Origin of the sequence: Rhizobium sp. YS-1r, assembly GCF_000757525.1 — a bacterium.
Taxonomy (GTDB): Bacteria; Pseudomonadota; Alphaproteobacteria; order Rhizobiales; family Rhizobiaceae; genus Neorhizobium; species Neorhizobium petrolearium.
Genome location: NZ_JPYQ01000032.1, coordinates 88,824 through 106,760 on the forward strand (window position 1 = coordinate 88,824; position 17,937 = coordinate 106,760).

The 17,937-nt window shown below is 62.1% G+C and carries 17 protein-coding genes; 14 read left to right on the forward strand and 3 right to left on the reverse strand.

The window, feature by feature from the left end; all coding sequences use genetic code 11:
• Window positions 1-4: 4 nt before the first annotated feature.
• From JL39_RS20590 to lipA, 6 genes are all read left to right on the forward strand, one after another.
• On the forward strand, window positions 5-1,381 hold the full coding sequence (locus tag JL39_RS20590) for a pyruvate dehydrogenase complex dihydrolipoamide acetyltransferase (RefSeq protein ID WP_037155030.1): 1,377 nt from the start codon (window positions 5-7) through the stop codon (window positions 1,379-1,381).
• Window positions 1,382-1,441: 60 nt separating this feature from the next.
• On the forward strand, window positions 1,442-2,080 hold the full coding sequence (locus JL39_RS20595; protein ID WP_037155032.1) for an SGNH/GDSL hydrolase family protein: 639 nt from the start codon (window positions 1,442-1,444) through the stop codon (window positions 2,078-2,080).
• Window positions 2,081-2,166: 86 nt separating this feature from the next.
• On the forward strand, window positions 2,167-2,433 hold the full coding sequence (locus JL39_RS20600) for a DUF465 domain-containing protein (RefSeq protein WP_037155035.1): 267 nt from the start codon (window positions 2,167-2,169) through the stop codon (window positions 2,431-2,433).
• A gap of 80 nt (window positions 2,434-2,513) precedes the next feature.
• The gene (lpdA, locus tag JL39_RS20605) at window positions 2,514-3,959 is read left to right on the forward strand and encodes a dihydrolipoyl dehydrogenase (protein WP_037155059.1); all 1,446 of its coding nucleotides are present in this window, start codon (window positions 2,514-2,516) and stop codon (window positions 3,957-3,959) included.
• 285 nt (window positions 3,960-4,244) lie between these two features.
• Entirely contained in the window at window positions 4,245-4,490 is a 246-nt protein-coding gene (locus tag JL39_RS20610) for a GlsB/YeaQ/YmgE family stress response membrane protein (protein ID WP_037155085.1), read from the forward strand.
• Between the two features lie 28 nt (window positions 4,491-4,518).
• Window positions 4,519-5,493 carry a lipoyl synthase gene (gene lipA, locus JL39_RS20615; RefSeq protein WP_037155086.1) on the forward strand — a complete coding sequence of 325 codons (975 nt, stop codon included), beginning with the start codon at window positions 4,519-4,521 and terminating at the stop codon, window positions 5,491-5,493.
• A gap of 23 nt (window positions 5,494-5,516) precedes the next feature.
• Here the strand turns inward: lipA and JL39_RS20620 are convergent, their stop codons facing one another.
• A complete protein-coding gene (locus JL39_RS20620) occupies window positions 5,517-5,702 on the reverse strand; it encodes a hypothetical protein (protein ID WP_037155363.1) in 186 nt (61 codons plus the stop codon).
• A 286-nt stretch (window positions 5,703-5,988) separates the two neighbouring features.
• On the opposite strand from JL39_RS20620, the gene JL39_RS20625 reads away from it, so the two are divergent.
• On the forward strand, window positions 5,989-6,573 hold the full coding sequence (locus JL39_RS20625) for an AAA family ATPase (protein ID WP_244446936.1): 585 nt from the start codon (window positions 5,989-5,991) through the stop codon (window positions 6,571-6,573).
• Between the two features lie 9 nt (window positions 6,574-6,582).
• Window positions 6,583-7,038 (forward strand): type II toxin-antitoxin system RatA family toxin, encoded by a 456-nt coding sequence (locus tag JL39_RS20630; RefSeq protein WP_037155092.1) that lies wholly within the window; start codon window positions 6,583-6,585, stop codon window positions 7,036-7,038.
• On the opposite strand, the gene JL39_RS20635 is transcribed toward JL39_RS20630, so the two are convergent.
• Window positions 7,029-7,547 (reverse strand): CinA family protein, encoded by a 519-nt coding sequence (locus JL39_RS20635; protein WP_037155095.1) that lies wholly within the window; start codon window positions 7,545-7,547, stop codon window positions 7,029-7,031. The genes JL39_RS20630 and JL39_RS20635 overlap by 10 nt on opposite strands.
• A complete protein-coding gene (locus tag JL39_RS20640) occupies window positions 7,544-8,767 on the reverse strand; it encodes a bifunctional 2-C-methyl-D-erythritol 4-phosphate cytidylyltransferase/2-C-methyl-D-erythritol 2,4-cyclodiphosphate synthase (RefSeq protein WP_037155097.1) in 1,224 nt (407 codons plus the stop codon). The genes JL39_RS20635 and JL39_RS20640 overlap by 4 nt, the downstream gene beginning before the upstream one ends.
• A 154-nt stretch (window positions 8,768-8,921) precedes the next feature.
• Here JL39_RS20640 and dusB point away from each other — a divergent pair, with 154 nt between their 5' ends.
• The 6 genes from dusB (at window position 8,922) to trkA (ending at window position 17,933) form a co-directional block, all read left to right on the forward strand.
• The gene (gene dusB, locus JL39_RS20645) at window positions 8,922-9,941 is read left to right on the forward strand and encodes a tRNA dihydrouridine synthase DusB (protein WP_037155100.1); all 1,020 of its coding nucleotides are present in this window, start codon (window positions 8,922-8,924) and stop codon (window positions 9,939-9,941) included.
• Window positions 9,938-11,098: a nitrogen regulation protein NR(II) gene (locus JL39_RS20650; protein ID WP_037155103.1), complete on the forward strand. Its 1,161-nt coding sequence runs from the start codon at window positions 9,938-9,940 to the stop codon at window positions 11,096-11,098. The genes dusB and JL39_RS20650 overlap by 4 nt, the downstream gene beginning before the upstream one ends.
• Window positions 11,095-12,546 carry a nitrogen regulation protein NR(I) gene (gene ntrC / locus JL39_RS20655; protein ID WP_037155105.1) on the forward strand — a complete coding sequence of 484 codons (1,452 nt, stop codon included), beginning with the start codon at window positions 11,095-11,097 and terminating at the stop codon, window positions 12,544-12,546. The genes JL39_RS20650 and ntrC overlap by 4 nt, the downstream gene beginning before the upstream one ends.
• 332 nt (window positions 12,547-12,878) lie before the next feature.
• Entirely contained in the window at window positions 12,879-15,167 is a 2,289-nt protein-coding gene (locus tag JL39_RS20660; protein ID WP_081952922.1) for a PAS domain-containing sensor histidine kinase, read from the forward strand.
• On the forward strand, window positions 15,157-16,521 hold the full coding sequence (locus tag JL39_RS20665) for a sigma-54 dependent transcriptional regulator (protein WP_037155107.1): 1,365 nt from the start codon (window positions 15,157-15,159) through the stop codon (window positions 16,519-16,521). The genes JL39_RS20660 and JL39_RS20665 overlap by 11 nt, the downstream gene beginning before the upstream one ends.
• A gap of 35 nt (window positions 16,522-16,556) precedes the next feature.
• Window positions 16,557-17,933, forward strand: coding sequence for a Trk system potassium transporter TrkA (gene trkA, locus JL39_RS20670; RefSeq protein ID WP_037155109.1), 1,377 nt, complete (start codon window positions 16,557-16,559; stop codon window positions 17,931-17,933).
• Window positions 17,934-17,937: the final 4 nt, after the last annotated feature.

The following is a 17,937-nucleotide window of genomic DNA, read 5'->3' on the forward strand; positions in this document are numbered from 1 at the left end:
TTCGATGCCGATCAACATCACCATGCCTGCCCTTTCGCCGACCATGGAAGAGGGCAACCTTTCCAAGTGGCTGGTCAAGGAAGGCGACAAGGTCAAGTCCGGCGATGTGATCGCCGAGATCGAAACCGACAAGGCGACCATGGAAGTGGAAGCCGTCGATGAGGGCACCGTTGCGAAGATCGTCGTCCCGGCCGGCACGGAAGCGGTCAAGGTCAACGCCCTGATCGCGATCCTCGCCGGAGAAGGCGAGGATGTTTCGGCTGCCGCGTCTTCTGGCGGTGGAGCTGCCCCTGTGCCGAAGGCCGAGGCCGCCCCTGCGCCGAAGGCGGAAGCCGCTCCGGCCCCGAAGGCTTCCGAGACCGCTCCGGCACCTGCCGCCCCGGCACCCGCTGCCGCCCCGGCATCGGCCCAAAGCGGCACCGGCATCGGCAATGGCTTGTTTTCCTCACCGCTCGCCCGTCGCCTCGCGAAGGAAGCCGGTATCGATATTTCCGCCGTTACCGGCTCCGGTCCGCATGGCCGTGTCGTCAAGGCCGATGTCGAGAAGGCCGTCGCCTCTGGCACCGGAAAGGCCGCTCCGACAACTGCTCCGCAAGCTGCACCCGCTGCCGCGCCGGCCATGGCAAAAGGCCCGTCGGACGACGCCGTGCTCAAGCTGTTCGCGGAAGGCTCCTACGAGCTTCTGCCGCATGACGGCATGCGCAAGACGATCGCCGCTCGGCTCACCGAGTCGACGCAGACTGTCCCGTCCTACACCGTCTCGATGGATTGTGAACTCGACGCGATGCTGAAGCTGCGCGCCGAGATCAACGCCTCAGCCCCGGTGAAGAAGACCGAGAAGGGCGACGTTCCGGCCTTCAAGCTGTCGGTCAACGACTTCATCATCAAGGCGATGGCGCTGGCCCTGCGCGATGTGCCGATGGCGAACGCCTCCTGGACCTCGACCGCCCGCGTCCTGCACAAGCATTCGGACGTCGGCGTGGCCGTATCGATCCCGGATGGTTTGATCACCCCGATCGTTCGCAAGGCGGAGGAGAAGGCATTGTCCGTCATCTCCAACGAGGTGAAGGACCTTGCCAAACGCGCCCGTGACAAGAAGTTGAAGCCGGAAGAATACCAGGGTGGCACCACGTCGGTGTCCAACCTCGGCATGTTCGGCGTCTCCAGCTTCACCTCGATCGTCAACCTGCCGCAGGCCTCGATCGTCTCGATCGGCGCGGGCGTCGAAAAGCCGGTTGTCAGGAACGGCAAGATCGAGGTGGGCACGGTGATGACGGCGACCTTCGCCTTCGACCACCGCGTCATCGATGGCGCGCTGGGGGCGGAGCTTGCCTCTGCGTTCAAGCGCTACATCGAAAACCCGATGGCGATGCTGGTGTGATGGACTTTCCTCCCCTTGCGGGGAGGGTGTCCGCGTGAGGGGGAAACCAGGAGTGCGTCGATGAAAACCGTTCTCTGCTATGGCGATTCTTTAACCTGGGGCACGGACGCCGAAACCGGCGGCCGCCATGCCTTTGAGGACCGCTGGCCGAGCGTGCTTGCGGCCGCTCTTGGTCCCTCCGTGAATGTCGTGGCCGAGGGGCTCGGCGGCCGCACCACCGCTTATGACGACGGGCTTGGGGATTGCGACCGCAACGGCGCGCGCCTGTTGCCGACGATCCTGCATACCCATGGCCCGTTGGATCTGGTGATCATCATGCTCGGCACCAACGACATGAAGCCGATGATCCACGGCACGGCGATCGGCGCGCGACAAGGGATAAAGAAGCTCATCAGCCTCATTCGTTTCCATGATTGGACGCGGGAATGCGAGCCGCCGGAAATACTGATCGTAGCGCCACCTAGCCTCTGCGAAACGGCCAATCCGCTGACCGGTGCTCTCTACAGGGGAAGCATCGAGGAGTCGGCAATGCTTGCTTCGCTTTACCGTGATCTCGCCGACGAGATGGGTTGCGGTTTCTTCGATGCGGGCTCGGTTGCGAAAACGACGCCGATCGACGGCATCCATCTCGATGCGGATAATACCCGCGCGATCGGACGGGGCCTGGAGCCCATCGTCCGGATGATGCTGGGGCTCTGATGAAAACGAGGGATTGATCGGGGTCAAGGAGTAGCGGAATGGAATGGTTCTAGCATTTCCCGGATTGTCCAACGGAGGTCAGGGAAATGTCGAACACACCACACCATCTCGCCGAAGAATTTCCGGAATATGCCGTCCAGATGCGCCATCTGCGTGAGAGGGACGGGCATTTTCACCGGATATGCAGTGACTACGAGGATGTGAACCATCAGATCCACAAGGCCGAGACGAATATCGAGCCATGCGACGACATCCGCATGGAGGAAATGCGAAAGCGGCGCCTCGCCTTGAAGGATGAAATATACGGGATGCTGACGCGGGCCGAACCGGCAGCCGAAAAACTCGGCGAATAGGGGCCAAGCTTCACTCCCGGAAGAACAAGGGCAGGGCTGCGGCAGCAGCCTTTGCCGGCTAGACAAGGAGTGAAGCGCCTATGGCCAATGCTTACGACGTCATCATCATCGGATCCGGTCCGGGCGGATATATTGCCGCCATCCGCGCCGCACAGCTTGGCATGAAGGTCGCGGTCGTGGAGCGCGAGCATCTCGCCGGCATCTGCTCCAACTGGGGCTGCATCCCGACCAAGGCGCTGCTGCGTTCGGCCGAAGTTTACGAATATGCCAAGCATCCGGGCGATTACGGCATCAAGATCGAGGGCTCGGTAACCGCCGACCTGAAGGCGATCGTCGCCCGTTCGCGCGGCATCGCGCACCGCATGAACAATGGCGTCGGCTTCCTCTTCAAGAAAAACAAGGTCGATATCATCTGGGGCGATGCCAAGATCACCAAGCCCGGTGAGGTCGTCGTCTCCAAGACCGCCAAGAAACCGGTCGAGCCGATCGGCCCGATTCCGAAGAACACGCTCGGTGAAGGCACCTATACCGCCAAGCATATCATCGTCGCGACCGGCGCCCGCCCGCGCGCGCTTCCCGGCATCGAGCCGGACGGCAAGCTGATCTGGACCTATTTCGAGGCGATGAAGCCGGAGGAAATGCCGAAATCGCTGCTGGTCATGGGCTCGGGCGCGATCGGCATCGAATTCGCCAGCTTCTACCGGACGCTCGGCGTCGACGTCACCGTCGTCGAGATCATGAGCCAGGTCATGCCGGTGGAAGATGCGGAAATCTCCGCCCTTGCGAAGAAGCAGTTCGAGCGGGCAGGCATGAAGATCCTGCTCGAAGCCAAGGTCGCCAAGGTCGTGAAGGGCGCCAACTCGGTCACCGCGACGATCGAGCTCAAGGACGGCAAGACGCAGGAGATCACAGCAGACCGGATGATCTCCGCCGTCGGTGTGCAGGCCAATATCGAAGGCATCGGCCTCGAGGCTGTCGGCGTGAAGACCGACCGTGGCTTCATCGTCATCGACGGCTACGGCAAGACCAACGTGCCGGGCATCTACGCCATCGGTGACGTCGCCGGTCCGCCGCTGCTCGCCCACAAGGCCGAGCACGAGGGTGTCATCTGCGTCGAGAAGATCGCCGGCCTCCCTAACGTCCATCCGATGGACAAGTTGAAGATTCCCGGCTGCACCTATTGCCACCCGCAGGTCGCCTCGGTCGGTTTGACCGAAGCAAAGGCGAAGGCCGAGGGCCGCGACATCCGCGTCGGCCGTTTCCCCTTCGTCGCCAACGGCAAGGCGATCGCGCTCGGCGAGGACCAGGGGCTGGTGAAGACCATCTTCGACAAGAAGACCGGCGAACTTCTCGGTGCCCATATGGTCGGCGCGGAAGTGACCGAACTCATCCAGGGCTTCGTCGTCGCCATGAACCTGGAGACGACGGAAGAGGAATTGATGCACACGATTTTCCCGCATCCCACCATTTCGGAGACGATGAAGGAAAGCGTGCTCGACGCCTATGGAAGGGCATTGAATGCCTGATTGAGGACTGGGGCGATCCCCTCACTTGCAATTTCTAACACTTAGCTGAGCTAAGATGTTGAAATTGCTTTCTCTCCCACAAGGGGAGAGATGGAGATGAGGCGCCGCCGCGAGCCTACCTCTCCCCTTGTGGGAGAGGTTACAAAATCACGATCTTAGCTTTAGCTAAGTCGTAGATTTTGTTGGTGAGGGGATAGATGCTGACGTATCGCAAATACACTGGGCTGATGGCTGGATTGTGTAGTTGGCCAATCCCATATCTGGGATCTGAAAGGGGAGCATGAGATGGGTGTGGGTTGGATTGCAGCGATCATCATCGGCGGCGTGGCCGGCTGGCTTGCCGGCATCCTGATGGACCTCCGGTTCGGCGTCTTGATGAACATCGTGATCGGCATCGTCGGCGCGGTGATCGCCAACGCCGTCTTCGAGAGCGCCAATATCCATGTCGCTGGCGGATGGCTGGGTTACCTGGTGCAGGGTTTCGTGGGCGCCTGCATTTTGCTATTCGTTGCCAAACTCGTCAGGCGCTGAAAAAGCACGCGGTTGAAAGCAGGTTTTTATGGTCACCATTCTCGATACGATCGGGTCCAGCGAGGAAAAGCGCGTCCGCCATCCGGAAAAGGCGCATCGGCCCGATACGGAAGTGCTGCGCAAGCCCGAATGGATTCGTGTGCGTGCGCCGGTTTCGAAAGGGTATGCGGAAACCCGCTCGATCGTGAAGGAAAACAAGCTGGTGACGGTCTGCGAGGAAGCGGGCTGCCCCAACATCGGCGAGTGCTGGGACAAGAAGCACGCCACCTTCATGATCATGGGCGAGATCTGTACCCGCGCCTGCGCCTTCTGCAACGTCGCGACCGGCAGGCCGAACGCGCTCGACATGGATGAGCCGGAAAACGTCGCCAAAGCCGTCCGGCAGATGGGCCTGTCCCACGTCGTCATCACCTCGGTCGACCGTGACGACCTGGACGATGGCGGTGCCGAACATTTCGAGAAGGTGATCTTCGCGATCCGCGCCGCGTCTCCGATGACGACCATCGAGATCCTGACGCCTGACTTCCTGAAGAAGCCCGGCGCGCTGGAGCGCGTCGTCGCCGCCAAGCCGGACGTCTTCAACCATAACCTGGAAACCGTGCCCGGCAATTACCTGACGGTTCGCCCGGGTGCGCGCTACTTCCACTCCGTCCGCCTGCTGCAGCGGGTGAAGGAACTGGACCCGACCATGTTCACCAAGTCGGGCATCATGGTGGGGTTGGGCGAGGAGCGCAACGAAGTGCTTCAGCTCATGGACGACCTGCGCACGGCGGACGTCGATTTCCTGACGATCGGCCAGTACCTGCAGCCGACCCGCAAGCACCACAAGGTGGAGCGCTTCGTCACGCCGGAGGAGTTCAAGTCCTACGAGACGGTCGCCTATACCAAGGGTTTCCTGATGGTGTCTTCGAGCCCGCTGACCCGGTCCTCGCATCATGCGGGAGACGATTTCGCCCGCCTCAGGGCTGCACGTGAGAAGAAGCTGCTGGCTGCCGCCGAATAAGCGGCAGTCACGTTTTCTGCTCTTTATTCGGCCGCCTCGACCTTTTCGTGCTTGTCGTGACCGCGCCTGCGGTCGCGCAGGATGAATCGGTGACCTCGCGCTTCGGCCTTTGCCATTTCAATCAGATAGACGAGCATTGGAAGCTGGTTCATGTCGGCGAGCTGCTTTGCGGATTCGAGCAGCTTTATCATCTGTGAGAAATCGTCCATGGATGCTTCTCTTTCGGGTGCGTCCGGTCTTCTGCTGATTGAATATTCCATTGTACGTGTTCGCTACAGCGGAACATTACAACCGGATGAATCCTAGATTAAATTTTCTTAATCCGAATAATGCCCGGCGATTGTCGGATCGGCTGCCTGACCAGACTACCGTGACGTATTCGGCGGACTTCTATAATATTCTCTGCGCGATATTGAAATCCTCCTGTCATCATCGGCGGCTAATGCCGCGTTCTGTGGGGTCGGGCCTGATTCTCGGGGGGAGCTTATCATGGACATGAAATCGGGCTCGAATGTGATCCGCTACGTGGGGATTGCAGAGGCCGCCGACAAGGTCCGGCATGCGGATCGCATCCTGGTCGTCGGTTGTTCCGGCGGCGGAAAATCGACGCTCTCCCAGAAGATCGCCCGCCGTTTCGGGCTCGTCTATATCTCGATTGATCGCGACGTGCTGTGGCTGCCTGGCTGGATGCAGCGGGAAAGGGGCGAGCAGCGCCGCATCATCGAGAAACTGATCCTTCAGGATCGCTGGGTCATGGATGGCACCAATCCTTCCACCTTCGATATCCGCGTGCCGCGCAGCGATATCGTCATCTGGGTGCGCATGCCGCGCCTCGTCTGCGTCTGGGGTATCCTCAGCCGCGCGGCGAAACATTGGGGCCGCACGCGGCCGGACATGGCGCCCGGCTGCCCGGAAAAGGTGGATTGGGAATTTTTCCGGTTCGTGTGGACCTGGGAGCAAAAGTTTGCGCAGCGCGTTCTGGCCGGGCTGGCCGAACATGCCGGCGAAAAGCCGGTCCTGATGTTGAAATCGCGTCGGGAAATGCGGGAACTGCTTGATCTTGTCGGGGCTCGCGCTTAACTGCGTTCCATGCCCAAGTTCGAAATCCGCCGCCCCGTAAAGCATAGCGCCGATGAAATGTACGCGCTCGTTGCCGATATCGAGAAATATCCGCAATTCCTGCCGCTTTGCGAGGCGCTGGCCATCCGCTCCAGCAAGGAGCGTGATGGCAAGACCTTGCTCGTTGCCGATATGACGGTGGGCTACAAGGCGATCCGCGAGACTTTCACCACCCAGGTCCTGCTCAATCCGCCGGAGCGCGCCATCGACGTGAAATATATCGAAGGGCCGTTCAAGTATCTGGAAAACCGCTGGCGTTTCGAGCCAACCGCGGACGGTTCGCCGGACGCCTGCGTGGTGCATTTCTTCATCGACTACGAATTCAAGAGCATGATTTTAGGCGCGCTGATGGGCTCGATGTTCGACCGCGCCTTTCGAATGTTCGCCGAAGCCTTCGAAACGCGGGCGGACAAGGTCTACGCCTGACCCTTTTTCATGCCGAAGGCGGCCTCGACCAGCATTTCCAGTGCCGTCCTGACAGTCGCGAGTCTGATTTCGGTCCGGCCGATATCGCCGTAACGCACTTCCCGGTGCAGGATCGTTCCCGATCGGCTTTGGGCGGCGAGATGCACGAGGCCTACCGGCTTTTCCGGTGTCCCGCCGCTGGGGCCGGCAATCCCCGTCACCGCAACGGCGACAGAAGCGCGCGAGCGAAACAGCGCGCCATGCACCATCTGCAGCGCCGTTTCCTTCGAAACCGCACCGTAGGCGAGCAGTGTCGCCTGCGTGACGCCGAGCATGTCCCTCTTCGCCTCGTTCGTATAGGTCACGAAGCCGCGATCGACGACGGCGGATGAACCGGAAACCTCCGTCAGGGCGCCAGCGATCAGCCCTCCAGTGCAGGATTCTGCGGTGGCGACCATCAGGCCTCGAGCGGTGAAGTCGACAATGATCTTGCGCGCCTGCTCTTCGATATCGCCGGGAAAGAGGCTCATGCGGTTTCCCCGCGATAGACGACAGTGGCGGTAGCAATCGCCGCGATGCCCTCGCGGCGGCCGATGAACCCTATCTTCTCGTTGGTTGTGGCCTTCACCGAGCAGCGGTCGACCGAAATGCCGAGGATGTCTGCCAGGGTCTCGCGCATCTTCTGCCGATGCGGGGCGATCTTCGGCGCTTCGGCGATCAGCGAGATGTCGGCGTTCATGATCGTGCCGCCGCGTTCGCGAACGATTTTTGCCGCATGGTCCAGGAAGATCTTTGATGGCGCGCCGCGCCACCGCATGTCCGACGGTGGGAAATGGTCGCCGATATCGCCGGCGCCGCAGGTGGCGAGCAGCGCGTCGGTCAGCGCATGCAGGGCGACATCCGCATCCGAGTGGCCGCTGAGCTTCTGGTCATGGGGAATGAAGACGCCGCAGAGTGTCACACCGTCGCCCGGTTCCAGTTGATGCACGTCGTAGCCGTTGCCGGTGCGCACATCGGGAAGGAAGTTGGCGGGAAGGGTGCTCTGCGAAAGCTTTTCGTCGGCCATGGCGATATCCCGCTTGACGGTGAGCTTGATGTTGTCGACCGAGCCTTCGACCAGCGTTACGGTCAGGCCGGCCCATTCGGCGATCGAGGCATCGTCGGTGAAATCCTCGCGGCGAAGTGCCGCCGCTTTCTCATGCGCAATACGGATTGCGGAAAGGTGGAAGCTCTGGGGTGTCTGGGCGGCGTAGAGCCCGGCGCGCGGCACGGTTTCGTGCACCAGCCCATCGGAACCGCCACGCTTCAGCGTGTCGGTGACGGGGATTGCCGGCAGCACGCCTTCCTGCCCCTCGTCGAGCGCTTGCGCCACGCGGTCGAGGACGTCCCGGTCCACGAAAGGCCGCGCCGCGTCGTGGATCATCACGTGTGTCGCATCGGTGCCGGATAATGCCCGGAGGCCTTCATAGACGGAGCGCTGTCGGGTCTCGCCGCCGAATGTGGTGATGACCCGCTCTGCTCCCGGAAGCTTGCCGCATGCTTCGGCAAACAGAGCCTCGTCGTCCCGATGGATGACGACCACGATCGGGCCGCTGCGGGGCCATGTGAGAAACCGTTCCAGCGTATGGGTGATGACCGGCCGCCCACCGATTCGCCGGTACTGTTTCGGACCATCCTCAAGCGAGCCGGCCCGCTCGCCACGGCCTGCTGCGACGATGACGATACCGATTGTCATGGTTCTGTCGTCCATCGGCCGTAACCCGTTTGCGTTTCCTCAAGGATTGACAGCGGGAGAACTATAGACTCAAAAGCTCCATTTCCAGCAGCCCGCCCAAAAATAACGCAGTTCCGGAATTGCTCTTGGCAAACGCTCAGGAACTGAATAAAAATAGTGCAAAACTCTCATGTGCCCGAAAGATCATCACTTGCGTTTCCAGGATCTTGCCAAGCCTTTCCAGATCGGGCCTGTCGCCATTCGCAATCGCGTCGCCCTGGCGCCGATGTCCGGCGTGACCGACCTGCCGTTCAGGCAGCTTGCCTGGCGTTTCGGCGCCGGCCTTGTTGTGACCGAAATGGTGGCAAGCCGAGAGCTCGTCATGAACCGCGGCGAATCCTGGGCGCGGCTGAAAGGCGCGGGCATTTCGCCGCATATGGTTCAGCTTGCCGGCCGCGAGGCGCACTGGATGGCAGAAGCGGCGAAAATCGCGGCCGATAACGGCGCCGACATCATCGACATCAACATGGGCTGTCCGGCAAAGAAGGTGACGGGCGGTTATTCCGGCTCGGCGCTGATGCGCGATCCCGATCACGCCCTGTCGCTGGTCGAGGCGACAGTCAATGCCGTCAAGGTGCCGGTGACGCTGAAGATGCGGCTCGGTTGGGACGAAAATTCCATCAATGCGCCTGAGATTGCCCGCCGCGCCGAAGAGGCCGGGGTCCGGCTCGTGACGATCCACGGCCGCACCCGCATGCAATTTTATGAGGGCCGCGCGGATTGGAATGCGATCCGGCTCGTACGTGATGCCGTCTCCATTCCGCTGATCGCCAATGGTGACGTCGAATCGCCGGAAGATGCCGCCGAGATACTGGAGCGTTCCGGCGCCGATGCCGTTATGGTCGGTCGCGGCGCGCAGGGGCGCCCCTGGCACGTGGGCTGGCTCGCCGGCCATGCGCCGCCGCCGCAGGACGAGGTGGCCGGCCTCGTCATCGAGCATTACGAGGCGATGCTGGCGCTTTACGGCCGCGAGGCGGGGCTGCGTCATGCCCGCAAACATCTCGGCTGGTATCTCGATCGTTTTGCGTCGGACCTGCCCGTGGAAGAAAAGGCTGCCATCATGATCTCGAAAGACCCGGCCGACGTCTCGCGCCGGATGATTGCCGCGCTCTCCGGCGAAGCCTTCGTGGCACGCAAGGAGGCCGCATGACGAAGTCGCCAGGGTCGAACAATGGGCAGAATGCCGCGAACGGCAATGCGCTCGCCATGGCCGTCCTGAATTCGGTGCAGAACCCGGTGATCCTGGTCGATGCGGCAGGCCGGATCGCCTTCGCCAATTGGGAAGCGGAAGCCTTTTTCGGCTCCAGCGCCGCCCATCTGGCGAAGAACAGGATTTCCACCTTCATTCCTTTTGGCAGTCCGCTCCTGGCGCTGATCGATCAGGTGCGCGAGCGCAAGGCGCCGGTCAACGAGTATCGTGTCGACCTCTCTTCGCCGCGTCTCGGCCAGGACAAGCTGGTCGATCTCTATGTCGCACCGGTGGTGAGCGAGCCCGGCTCGGTGGTGATCGTCTTCCAGGAGCGGTCCATGGCCGACAAGATCGACCGCCAGCTCACCCATCGTGCAGCGGCCCGGTCCGTGACGGGGCTTGCCTCCATGCTGGCGCATGAGATCAAGAATCCGCTTTCCGGCATCCGCGGCGCCGCCCAGCTCCTGGAAACGTCCGTGCAGGACGAGGACCGCGCGCTGACCCGCTTGATCTGTGACGAGACCGACCGCATCGTCTCATTGGTCGACCGCATGGAGGTCTTCTCCGACGAACGCCCGGTGGATCGGGTGCCGCTCAACATCCACTCGGTCCTCGACCATGTGAAGGCAGTCGCCAAGGCCGGTTTCGCGCGGGAAATCAAGATCACCGAATTATACGATCCGTCGCTGCCGCCGGTCTATGCCAATCGCGACCAGCTCGTGCAGGTCTTCCTGAACCTCATCAAGAATGCGGCGGAAGCGATCGGCGACCAGCCGGACGGCGAGATCATGCTGACGACGGCCTACCGTCCCGGCATCCGGTTGTCCGTCGCGGGAACGCGGGAGAAGATTTCGCTGCCGCTCGAATTCTGCGTGATCGACAATGGCCCCGGCGTTCCCCCGGATCTGCTGCCGCATCTTTTCGATCCCTTCATCACCACCAAGACGAACGGTTCCGGCCTTGGCCTTGCGCTGGTCGCCAAGATCATCGGCGCGCATGGCGGCATTGTCGAATGCGACAGCCAGGCGCGCCGCACCACGTTCCGGGTTCTGATGCCCATGCATAAGGAAGAGGCCGGCGACGGCCGCGCTTTGAACTCCACAGGAAGTGAAAAATGACTGCCACGATCCTTGTCGCGGACGATGACGCGGCGATCCGCACCGTGCTGAACCAGGCTTTGACCAGGGCGGGCTACGAAGTACGCATCACCTCCAATGCGGCGACCCTCTGGCGCTGGATTTCGGCCGGTGAGGGGGACTTGGTCGTCACCGATGTCGTCATGCCGGACGAGAACGCCTTCGACCTTTTGCCGCGCATCAAGAAGGCACGGCCGGAGCTGCCGGTTCTCGTGATGAGCGCCCAGAACACCTTCATGACGGCCATCAAGGCTTCGGAGAAAGGCGCCTACGACTACCTGCCGAAACCCTTCGACCTGACGGAGCTCATCGCCATCATCGGCCGCGCGCTTGCCGAACCGAAGCGCAAGCCTGCCCGTCTCGACGACGACATGCAGGACGGCATGCCGCTTGTCGGCCGTTCCGCCGCCATGCAGGAAATCTACCGCGTCCTCGCCCGCCTCATGCAGACGGACCTGACGCTGATGATCACCGGCGAATCCGGCACCGGCAAGGAGCTCGTCGCCCGGGCGCTGCACGATTACGGCAAGCGCCGCAACGGGCCGTTCGTGGCGATCAACATGGCGGCGATCCCGCGCGACCTGATCGAGTCGGAGCTTTTCGGCCATGAGAAGGGCGCTTTCACCGGTGCGCAGAACCGCTCGACCGGCCGCTTCGAACAGGCCGAGGGCGGCACGCTGTTTCTCGACGAGATCGGCGACATGCCGATGGACGCACAGACGCGCCTGCTGCGTGTCCTGCAGCAGGGCGAATATACGACGGTTGGTGGCCGCACCCCGATCCGCACCGATGTCCGTATCGTCGCGGCGACCAACAAGGATCTGAAGCACCTCATCAACCAGGGTCTGTTCCGCGAGGACCTCTATTATCGCCTGAACGTCGTGCCGCTGCGCCTGCCGCCGCTGCGCGACCGCGCCGAGGATATTCCGGACCTCGTCCGCCACTTCATGCAGATGGCCGAGAAGGAGGGGCTGGACGCCAAGCGCTTCGACAACGAGGCGCTGGACCTCATGAAGGCCTATGCCTGGCCGGGCAACGTGCGCGAGTTGGAAAACCTGGTGCGCCGCCTGATGGCGCTTTATCCGCAGGACGTCATCACTCGCGAGATTATCGAGGCGGAATTGCGCTCGGACGTGCCGGACAGCCCGATCGACAAGATGGGCGCCCGCACCGGCTCGCTCACCATCGCGCAGGCCGTGGAAGAGAACATGCGATCCTATTTCGCGAGCTTTGGCGACGGCCTGCCCCCGCCCGGCCTCTATGACCGCGTCCTGACAGAGATGGAATATCCGCTGATTCTCGCGGCGCTCACCGCCACCCGCGGCAATCAGATCAAGGCGGCGGACCTGCTCGGCCTTAACCGCAACACGCTGCGCAAGAAGATCCGCGAACTCGGCGTGTCCGTTTATCGCAGTTCCCGCAGCGCCTGACACCTGGAATTTGTCTCTCGTCCTGGCCCCCTCGCCGCAAGCGCGGAGAGGGCCGGGAGTTCGCAGCTTACGTCCTTCTCCCCGTCTGAACGGAAAAAAGGCGCCGGTAGGCGAATGACGGACAAACCTTGTTCCCGGCTTCTTGACACCCTTGGCCCATCGTTGCATTTTCGCCACAAAGCGTTGCTTAAAGGTCACGCAGGACTTGGTGAATCCTCGACGGAGTGGCGGCCGTTGAGAAGATGAATCGGGCGTTTTCCAGGAAGTTGTTAGTGCTTCACCCGGTCTGACCGGGCCGAAGCGATCGACCCGCGAGGATTGGAGTGGATTCGATGACGGATGGCGTGAAAGCGCCCGAGGCCGATAGCGATCCGCCAGGGATCGAACTGGCAGCCTCGGCACAGGACCGGCGTGCGTCGTTTGCGCTTCCCGGTCTCCTGCTGGCGAGCGGCGCGCTGATCTGTGCGACGCTGACGCTCTTCGTGCTCCTGGGCCTGACGCCGATTGCGCCGACCACCAATGTCGTCATCGCCTCAGCCGTCGTCAATTCGCTTTTCATCCTGGGCTTGATGTACCTGATCGGCCGTGAGGTCGCGCGGCTGCTGAAGGCCCGCAATCGCGGACGCGCCGCTGCCCGCCTGCACGTCCGCATCGTGGTTCTCTTCTCGATCGTGGCGATCACGCCGGCCGTGCTCGTGGCGATCTTTGCCAGTTTGACCCTGAATGTCGGCCTCGACCGCTGGTTCTCGCTGCGCACCCAGTCGATCGTGCAGTCCTCGCAGGATGTCGCCCGCGCCTACATGCTTGAGAATGCCAGCTATCTTCAGGGCCAGACGGTCTCGATGTCGAACGACCTCGAACGCAATCGCGCGATGTTCTATCTAGATCGCACCGGGTTCGTCGAGCTGATGACGCGTCAGGCGCGTGGTCGCGGCATGCTCGGCGCCTTTCTGGTGCAGGAGGACGGCCAGGCGATCGTCCAGGCAGATATCAAGACGGAAAAGCCGCTGCCGGCGATCCCCGAGGACGCGCTGAAGTCCGCAGCCGCAGGCCAGCCGACACTGATCCCGCCGGGCATCACCAATCTCGTCGGCGCCGTCATCCGGCTTGATGCCATTCCGGGCTCCTTCCTCTACACGATCCGGGCGGTTGATCCGAAGGTCATCTCGGCCATGCGGCTCATGGAGGAGAATACCGCCGAATACCAGCAGATGGAGGCGGGACGCACATCGCTGCAGATAGCATTCGCGGTGCTTTATCTCGGCTTCGCCCTGATCGTGCTGCTTGCGGCGATCTGGACGGCGATCGCGGTGGCCGACCGTATCGTGCGGCCGATCCGGCTGTTGATCAGTGCGGCCGATAACGTCGCGGCCGGCAATCTTAACGTCGTGGTGCCGGTGCGGGCGGCGGATGGCGATGTCGGCAACCTGTCGCGCACCTTCAACAAGATGATTTCGGAAATCCGCAGCCAGCGCGACGAGATTCTCGAGGCAAAGGATGAGGTCGACGATCGCCGTCGCTTCATCGAGGCCGTGCTTTCGGGCGTCACCGCAGCGGTGATCGGGGTCGAGGAGGACCGGCGAATCACCATCGTCAACCCTTCCGCGGAGGATGTTCTCGGTGCCCCCGCCGAAAAGCTGATCGGCGAGAAGCTGCAGGATGTCGCCCCCGAGGTTGACCAGGTACTGACGGAGGCCAGGACGCGCGCTCGTGCTGATTTCCGCAAGCAGGTGAACCTGATGCGCGGTGGCAAGGAGCGGACGCTGTCCGTCCAGGTCACGCGCGAGGAGCAGCACGCCGCGCATGAATCCTACGTGGTCACGCTCGACGACATCACCGATCTCGTCATCGCCCAGCGTTCGACCGCCTGGGCGGATGTGGCGCGGCGCATCGCGCACGAGATCAAGAACCCGCTGACGCCTATCCAGCTTTCGGCCGAGCGCCTGAAGCGCCGCTATGGCAAGCAGATTGCCGAGGATGACCGTGCCGTCTTCGACCAGTGCACCGATACGATCGTGCGTCAGGTCGGTGATATTGGCCGTATGGTCGACGAATTCTCCGCTTTCGCACGCATGCCGAAGCCCACCAAGGAGGAGGCGGATCTGCGTGATATCCTGCGGGACGCGATCTTCCTCAGGGAGATGGGCACCTCCCACGTGGAATTCATCCGCGAACTCGGCGAAGAGCCGCTCCGGGGCATGTTCGATACGCGCATGCTCGGCCAGGCTTTCGGCAATCTGATCAAGAACGCTGTGGAGGCGATCGAGTCGGTGCCGAGCGGCGATGAGCGCGACGGCCGCAAGATCAAGGTGCGCTCCGTCTTCGATGCGGCGCGCGAGGCCTATGTCGTCGACGTCATCGACAACGGCAGCGGCCTGCCAAAGGAGACCCGGCATCGCATTCTCGAACCCTACATGACCATGCGCGAAAAGGGCACGGGTCTTGGGCTCGCAATCGTCAAGAAGATCATTGAGGAACACGGCGGGCAGCTCGAATTGCACGACGCACCCGCCGATTTCGATCATGGCAAGGGCGCCATGATCAGGGTTCTGCTGCCGCATGTACAGAAGGCAGTGGTTCCCGGGACGGACAAAAACAAGGAATTGGCTTATGGCGTCTGATATTCTGGTCGTGGATGATGAGGCAGATATTCGGGAAATCGTTTCCGGCATTCTGTCCGATGAGGGGCATGAGACCCGCACCGCGCATGATAGCGACAGCGCGCTTGCCACGATTTCGGATCGCGTGCCGCGGCTCGTTTTCCTGGACATCTGGATGCAGGGATCGAAGCTCGACGGGCTTGCATTGCTCGACGAGATCAAGAGCCGCCATCCGGAGCTGCCGGTGGTCATGATCTCCGGCCACGGCAATATCGAGACGGCCGTTTCCGCGATCAAGCGCGGCGCCTTCGACTTCATCGAAAAGCCGTTCAAGGCGGACCGATTGATCCTGATCGCCGAGCGGGCGCTCGAAAATTCCAAGCTGAAGCGCGAGGTGACCGAACTCAAGAAACGGGCTGGTGATGCGGCGGAACTGGTCGGGACATCGGTTGCCGTCTCGCAGCTTCGCCAGACGATCGAGAAGGTGGCGCCGACCAACAGCCGCATCATGATCCTTGGCCCGTCGGGTTCCGGCAAGGAGCTCGTGGCGCGCATGATCCACAAGAGGTCGGCACGGTCCGGCGGGCCGTTCGTGGCGCTGAACGCCGCCACGATCACCCCGGACCGGATGGAAGTGGCGCTTTTCGGCACCGAAGGCGGTCCCGGCCAGCAGCGCAAGATCGGCGCGCTGGAAGAGGCCCATCGCGGCATTCTCTATCTCGATGAAGTGGGCGAAATGCCGCGCGAGACGCAGAACAAGATCCTGCGCGTGCTGGTCGACCAGCAGTTCGAACGCGTCGGCGGTTCGAAGCGCGTCAAGGTCGACGTCCGCATCATCTCGTCGACTGCGTATAATCTCGAAAATCTCATCGCCGACGGCTCGTTCCGCGAGGATCTCTATCACCGCCTCGCCGTGGTTCCGGTCAAGGTTCCGGCGCTGGCCGAGCGCCGCGAGGATATCCCGTTCTTGGTCGACATGTTCATGCGGCAGATTTCCGAACAGGCCGGCATTCGCCCGCGCAGGATCGGTGAGGATGCCATGGCCGTCTTGCAGGCGCATGACTGGCCGGGCAATATCCGTCAGCTCCGCAACAACATCGAGCGGCTGATGATTCTCGCCCGCTCCGATGGCCCCGACACGCAGATCTCCGCCGATATGCTGCCGACCGACCTGGGCGACATGCTGCCCAAGGTGGCGGGCAAGGGTGATTACCACATCATGACCCTGCCGCTGCGTGAAGCGCGCGAGATGTTCGAACGCGATTATCTCATCGCCCAGATCAACCGTTTCGGCGGCAACATCTCCCGCACGGCCGAGTTTGTCGGCATGGAGCGTTCCGCCCTTCACCGCAAGCTCAAGTCGCTTGGCGTCTGATCCATGGAAGTCCCCGCTGGAAAGGTCCTCGACCGATGAAAGTCATCATTTGCGGCGCAGGGCAGGTGGGCTACGGCATCGCCGAACAGCTGTCGCAGGAAGACAACGACGTCTCCGTGATCGACACTTCCGCAGCCCTGGTTGCGGCGATCACCGAGACACTCGATGTGAAGGGCTATGTAGGCCACGGAGCGCATCCGGATACGCTGGAAAAGGCGGGCGCCGAGGATGCCGACATGATCATCGCCGTGACGCTTTATGACGAGGTCAATATCGTCGCCTGCGAGGTGGCGCACGCGCTGTTCTCCGTCCCGACCAAGATCGCCCGTATCCGTGCCCAGAACTATCTGAAGCCGGAATATGCCGATCTCTTCAACCGCCAGAACATGTCGATCGACGTGACGATCTCGCCGGAGGTCGAGGTCGGCAAGATGGTGCTGCGGCGTATCTCCTTTCCCGGCGCCACCGACGTGGTCCGTTTCGCCGAAGACCAGATTGTCATGGTGGCGATCGAGTGCATGGAGGATTGCCCGGTCATCGCGACGCCGTTGCACCAGCTCTCTGCTCTCTTTCCGGATCTGATGGCAACGGTCGTCGGCATTTTCCGCAACGGCGGGCTGACGGCCGCTCGTTCCGCCGACCAGCTGGAGGTCGGCGACCTCGCCTATGTCATCTGCTGCCGCGATCACATCCGCCGCACGCTTGGCCTCTTCGGCCACGAGGAACAGGAAGCGCGGCGCATCATCATCGCCGGTGGCGGCAATATCGGGCACTATGTTGCCCAGATGATCGAAGAGCATCAGCCGAGAACGCGGCTGAAGATCATCGAAAGCAACCGGGAAAGGGCCGTGGCGATTTCCGAACAGCTTCGCAACACGATCGTGCTGCACGGTTCGGCGCTCGACCAGAACATCCTGATGCAGGCGGATATCCAGGATACCGACCTGATGGTGATGCTGACCAACAGCGACCAGATCAATATTCTCGGCGCGGTATTGAGCAAGTCCCTCGGCTGCAAGTCGAACCTGGTGCTGATCAATTCCACCTCGCTCCACCAGATCACCGATTCTGTCGGCATCGACGCGCAGATCAATCCGCGCGCGGTGACCGTTTCCCGCGTTCTGCAGCATGTCCGCAAGGGCCGGATCCGCTCCGTCTACGCGGTGCAGAAGGGCGCGGCGGAAGTGATCGAGGCCGAGGCGCTCGAAACCTCGCCGCTGGTCGGCCGGCCGTTCCGCGACCTCGACCTGCCGGACGGCATCCGCATCGGCGCGATCTATCGCGGTGACACCGTCATCCGCCCGGATGGCGATACCAGGATCAAGGCGCGCGACCGGGTCGTGCTCTTCGCGACCGCCGATGCCGTGCGCGACGTGGAGCAGCTTTTCCGTGTTTCCATCCAGTATTTCTGACCAG

What these genes read in the sequence shown, in the direction of transcription:
- lipA (WP_037155086.1), top strand. Translation starts at nt 4,519, where the DNA reads ATGGTCACCATTCTCGATACGATCGGGTCCAGCGAGGAAAAGCGCGTC.
- JL39_RS20665 (WP_037155107.1), top strand. Translation starts at nt 15,157, where the DNA reads ATGGCGTCTGATATTCTGGTCGTGGATGATGAGGCAGATATTCGGGAA.
- JL39_RS20650 (WP_037155103.1), top strand. Translation starts at nt 9,938, where the DNA reads ATGACGAAGTCGCCAGGGTCGAACAATGGGCAGAATGCCGCGAACGGC.
- JL39_RS20590 (WP_037155030.1), top strand. Translation starts at nt 5, where the DNA reads ATGCCGATCAACATCACCATGCCTGCCCTTTCGCCGACCATGGAAGAG.
- JL39_RS20600 (WP_037155035.1), top strand. Translation starts at nt 2,167, where the DNA reads ATGTCGAACACACCACACCATCTCGCCGAAGAATTTCCGGAATATGCC.
- ntrC (WP_037155105.1), top strand. Translation starts at nt 11,095, where the DNA reads ATGACTGCCACGATCCTTGTCGCGGACGATGACGCGGCGATCCGCACC.
- JL39_RS20595 (WP_037155032.1), top strand. Translation starts at nt 1,442, where the DNA reads ATGAAAACCGTTCTCTGCTATGGCGATTCTTTAACCTGGGGCACGGAC.
- trkA (WP_037155109.1), top strand. Translation starts at nt 16,557, where the DNA reads ATGAAAGTCATCATTTGCGGCGCAGGGCAGGTGGGCTACGGCATCGCC.
- JL39_RS20620 (WP_037155363.1), bottom strand. Translation starts at nt 5,702, where the DNA reads ATGGACGATTTCTCACAGATGATAAAGCTGCTCGAATCCGCAAAGCAG.
- JL39_RS20610 (WP_037155085.1), top strand. Translation starts at nt 4,245, where the DNA reads ATGGGTGTGGGTTGGATTGCAGCGATCATCATCGGCGGCGTGGCCGGC.
- JL39_RS20640 (WP_037155097.1), bottom strand. Translation starts at nt 8,767, where the DNA reads ATGGACGACAGAACCATGACAATCGGTATCGTCATCGTCGCAGCAGGC.
- lpdA (WP_037155059.1), top strand. Translation starts at nt 2,514, where the DNA reads ATGGCCAATGCTTACGACGTCATCATCATCGGATCCGGTCCGGGCGGA.
- JL39_RS20625 (WP_244446936.1), top strand. Translation starts at nt 5,989, where the DNA reads ATGAAATCGGGCTCGAATGTGATCCGCTACGTGGGGATTGCAGAGGCC.
- JL39_RS20630 (WP_037155092.1), top strand. Translation starts at nt 6,583, where the DNA reads ATGCCCAAGTTCGAAATCCGCCGCCCCGTAAAGCATAGCGCCGATGAA.
- JL39_RS20635 (WP_037155095.1), bottom strand. Translation starts at nt 7,547, where the DNA reads ATGAGCCTCTTTCCCGGCGATATCGAAGAGCAGGCGCGCAAGATCATT.
- dusB (WP_037155100.1), top strand. Translation starts at nt 8,922, where the DNA reads ATGTGCCCGAAAGATCATCACTTGCGTTTCCAGGATCTTGCCAAGCCT.
- JL39_RS20660 (WP_081952922.1), top strand. Translation starts at nt 12,879, where the DNA reads ATGACGGATGGCGTGAAAGCGCCCGAGGCCGATAGCGATCCGCCAGGG.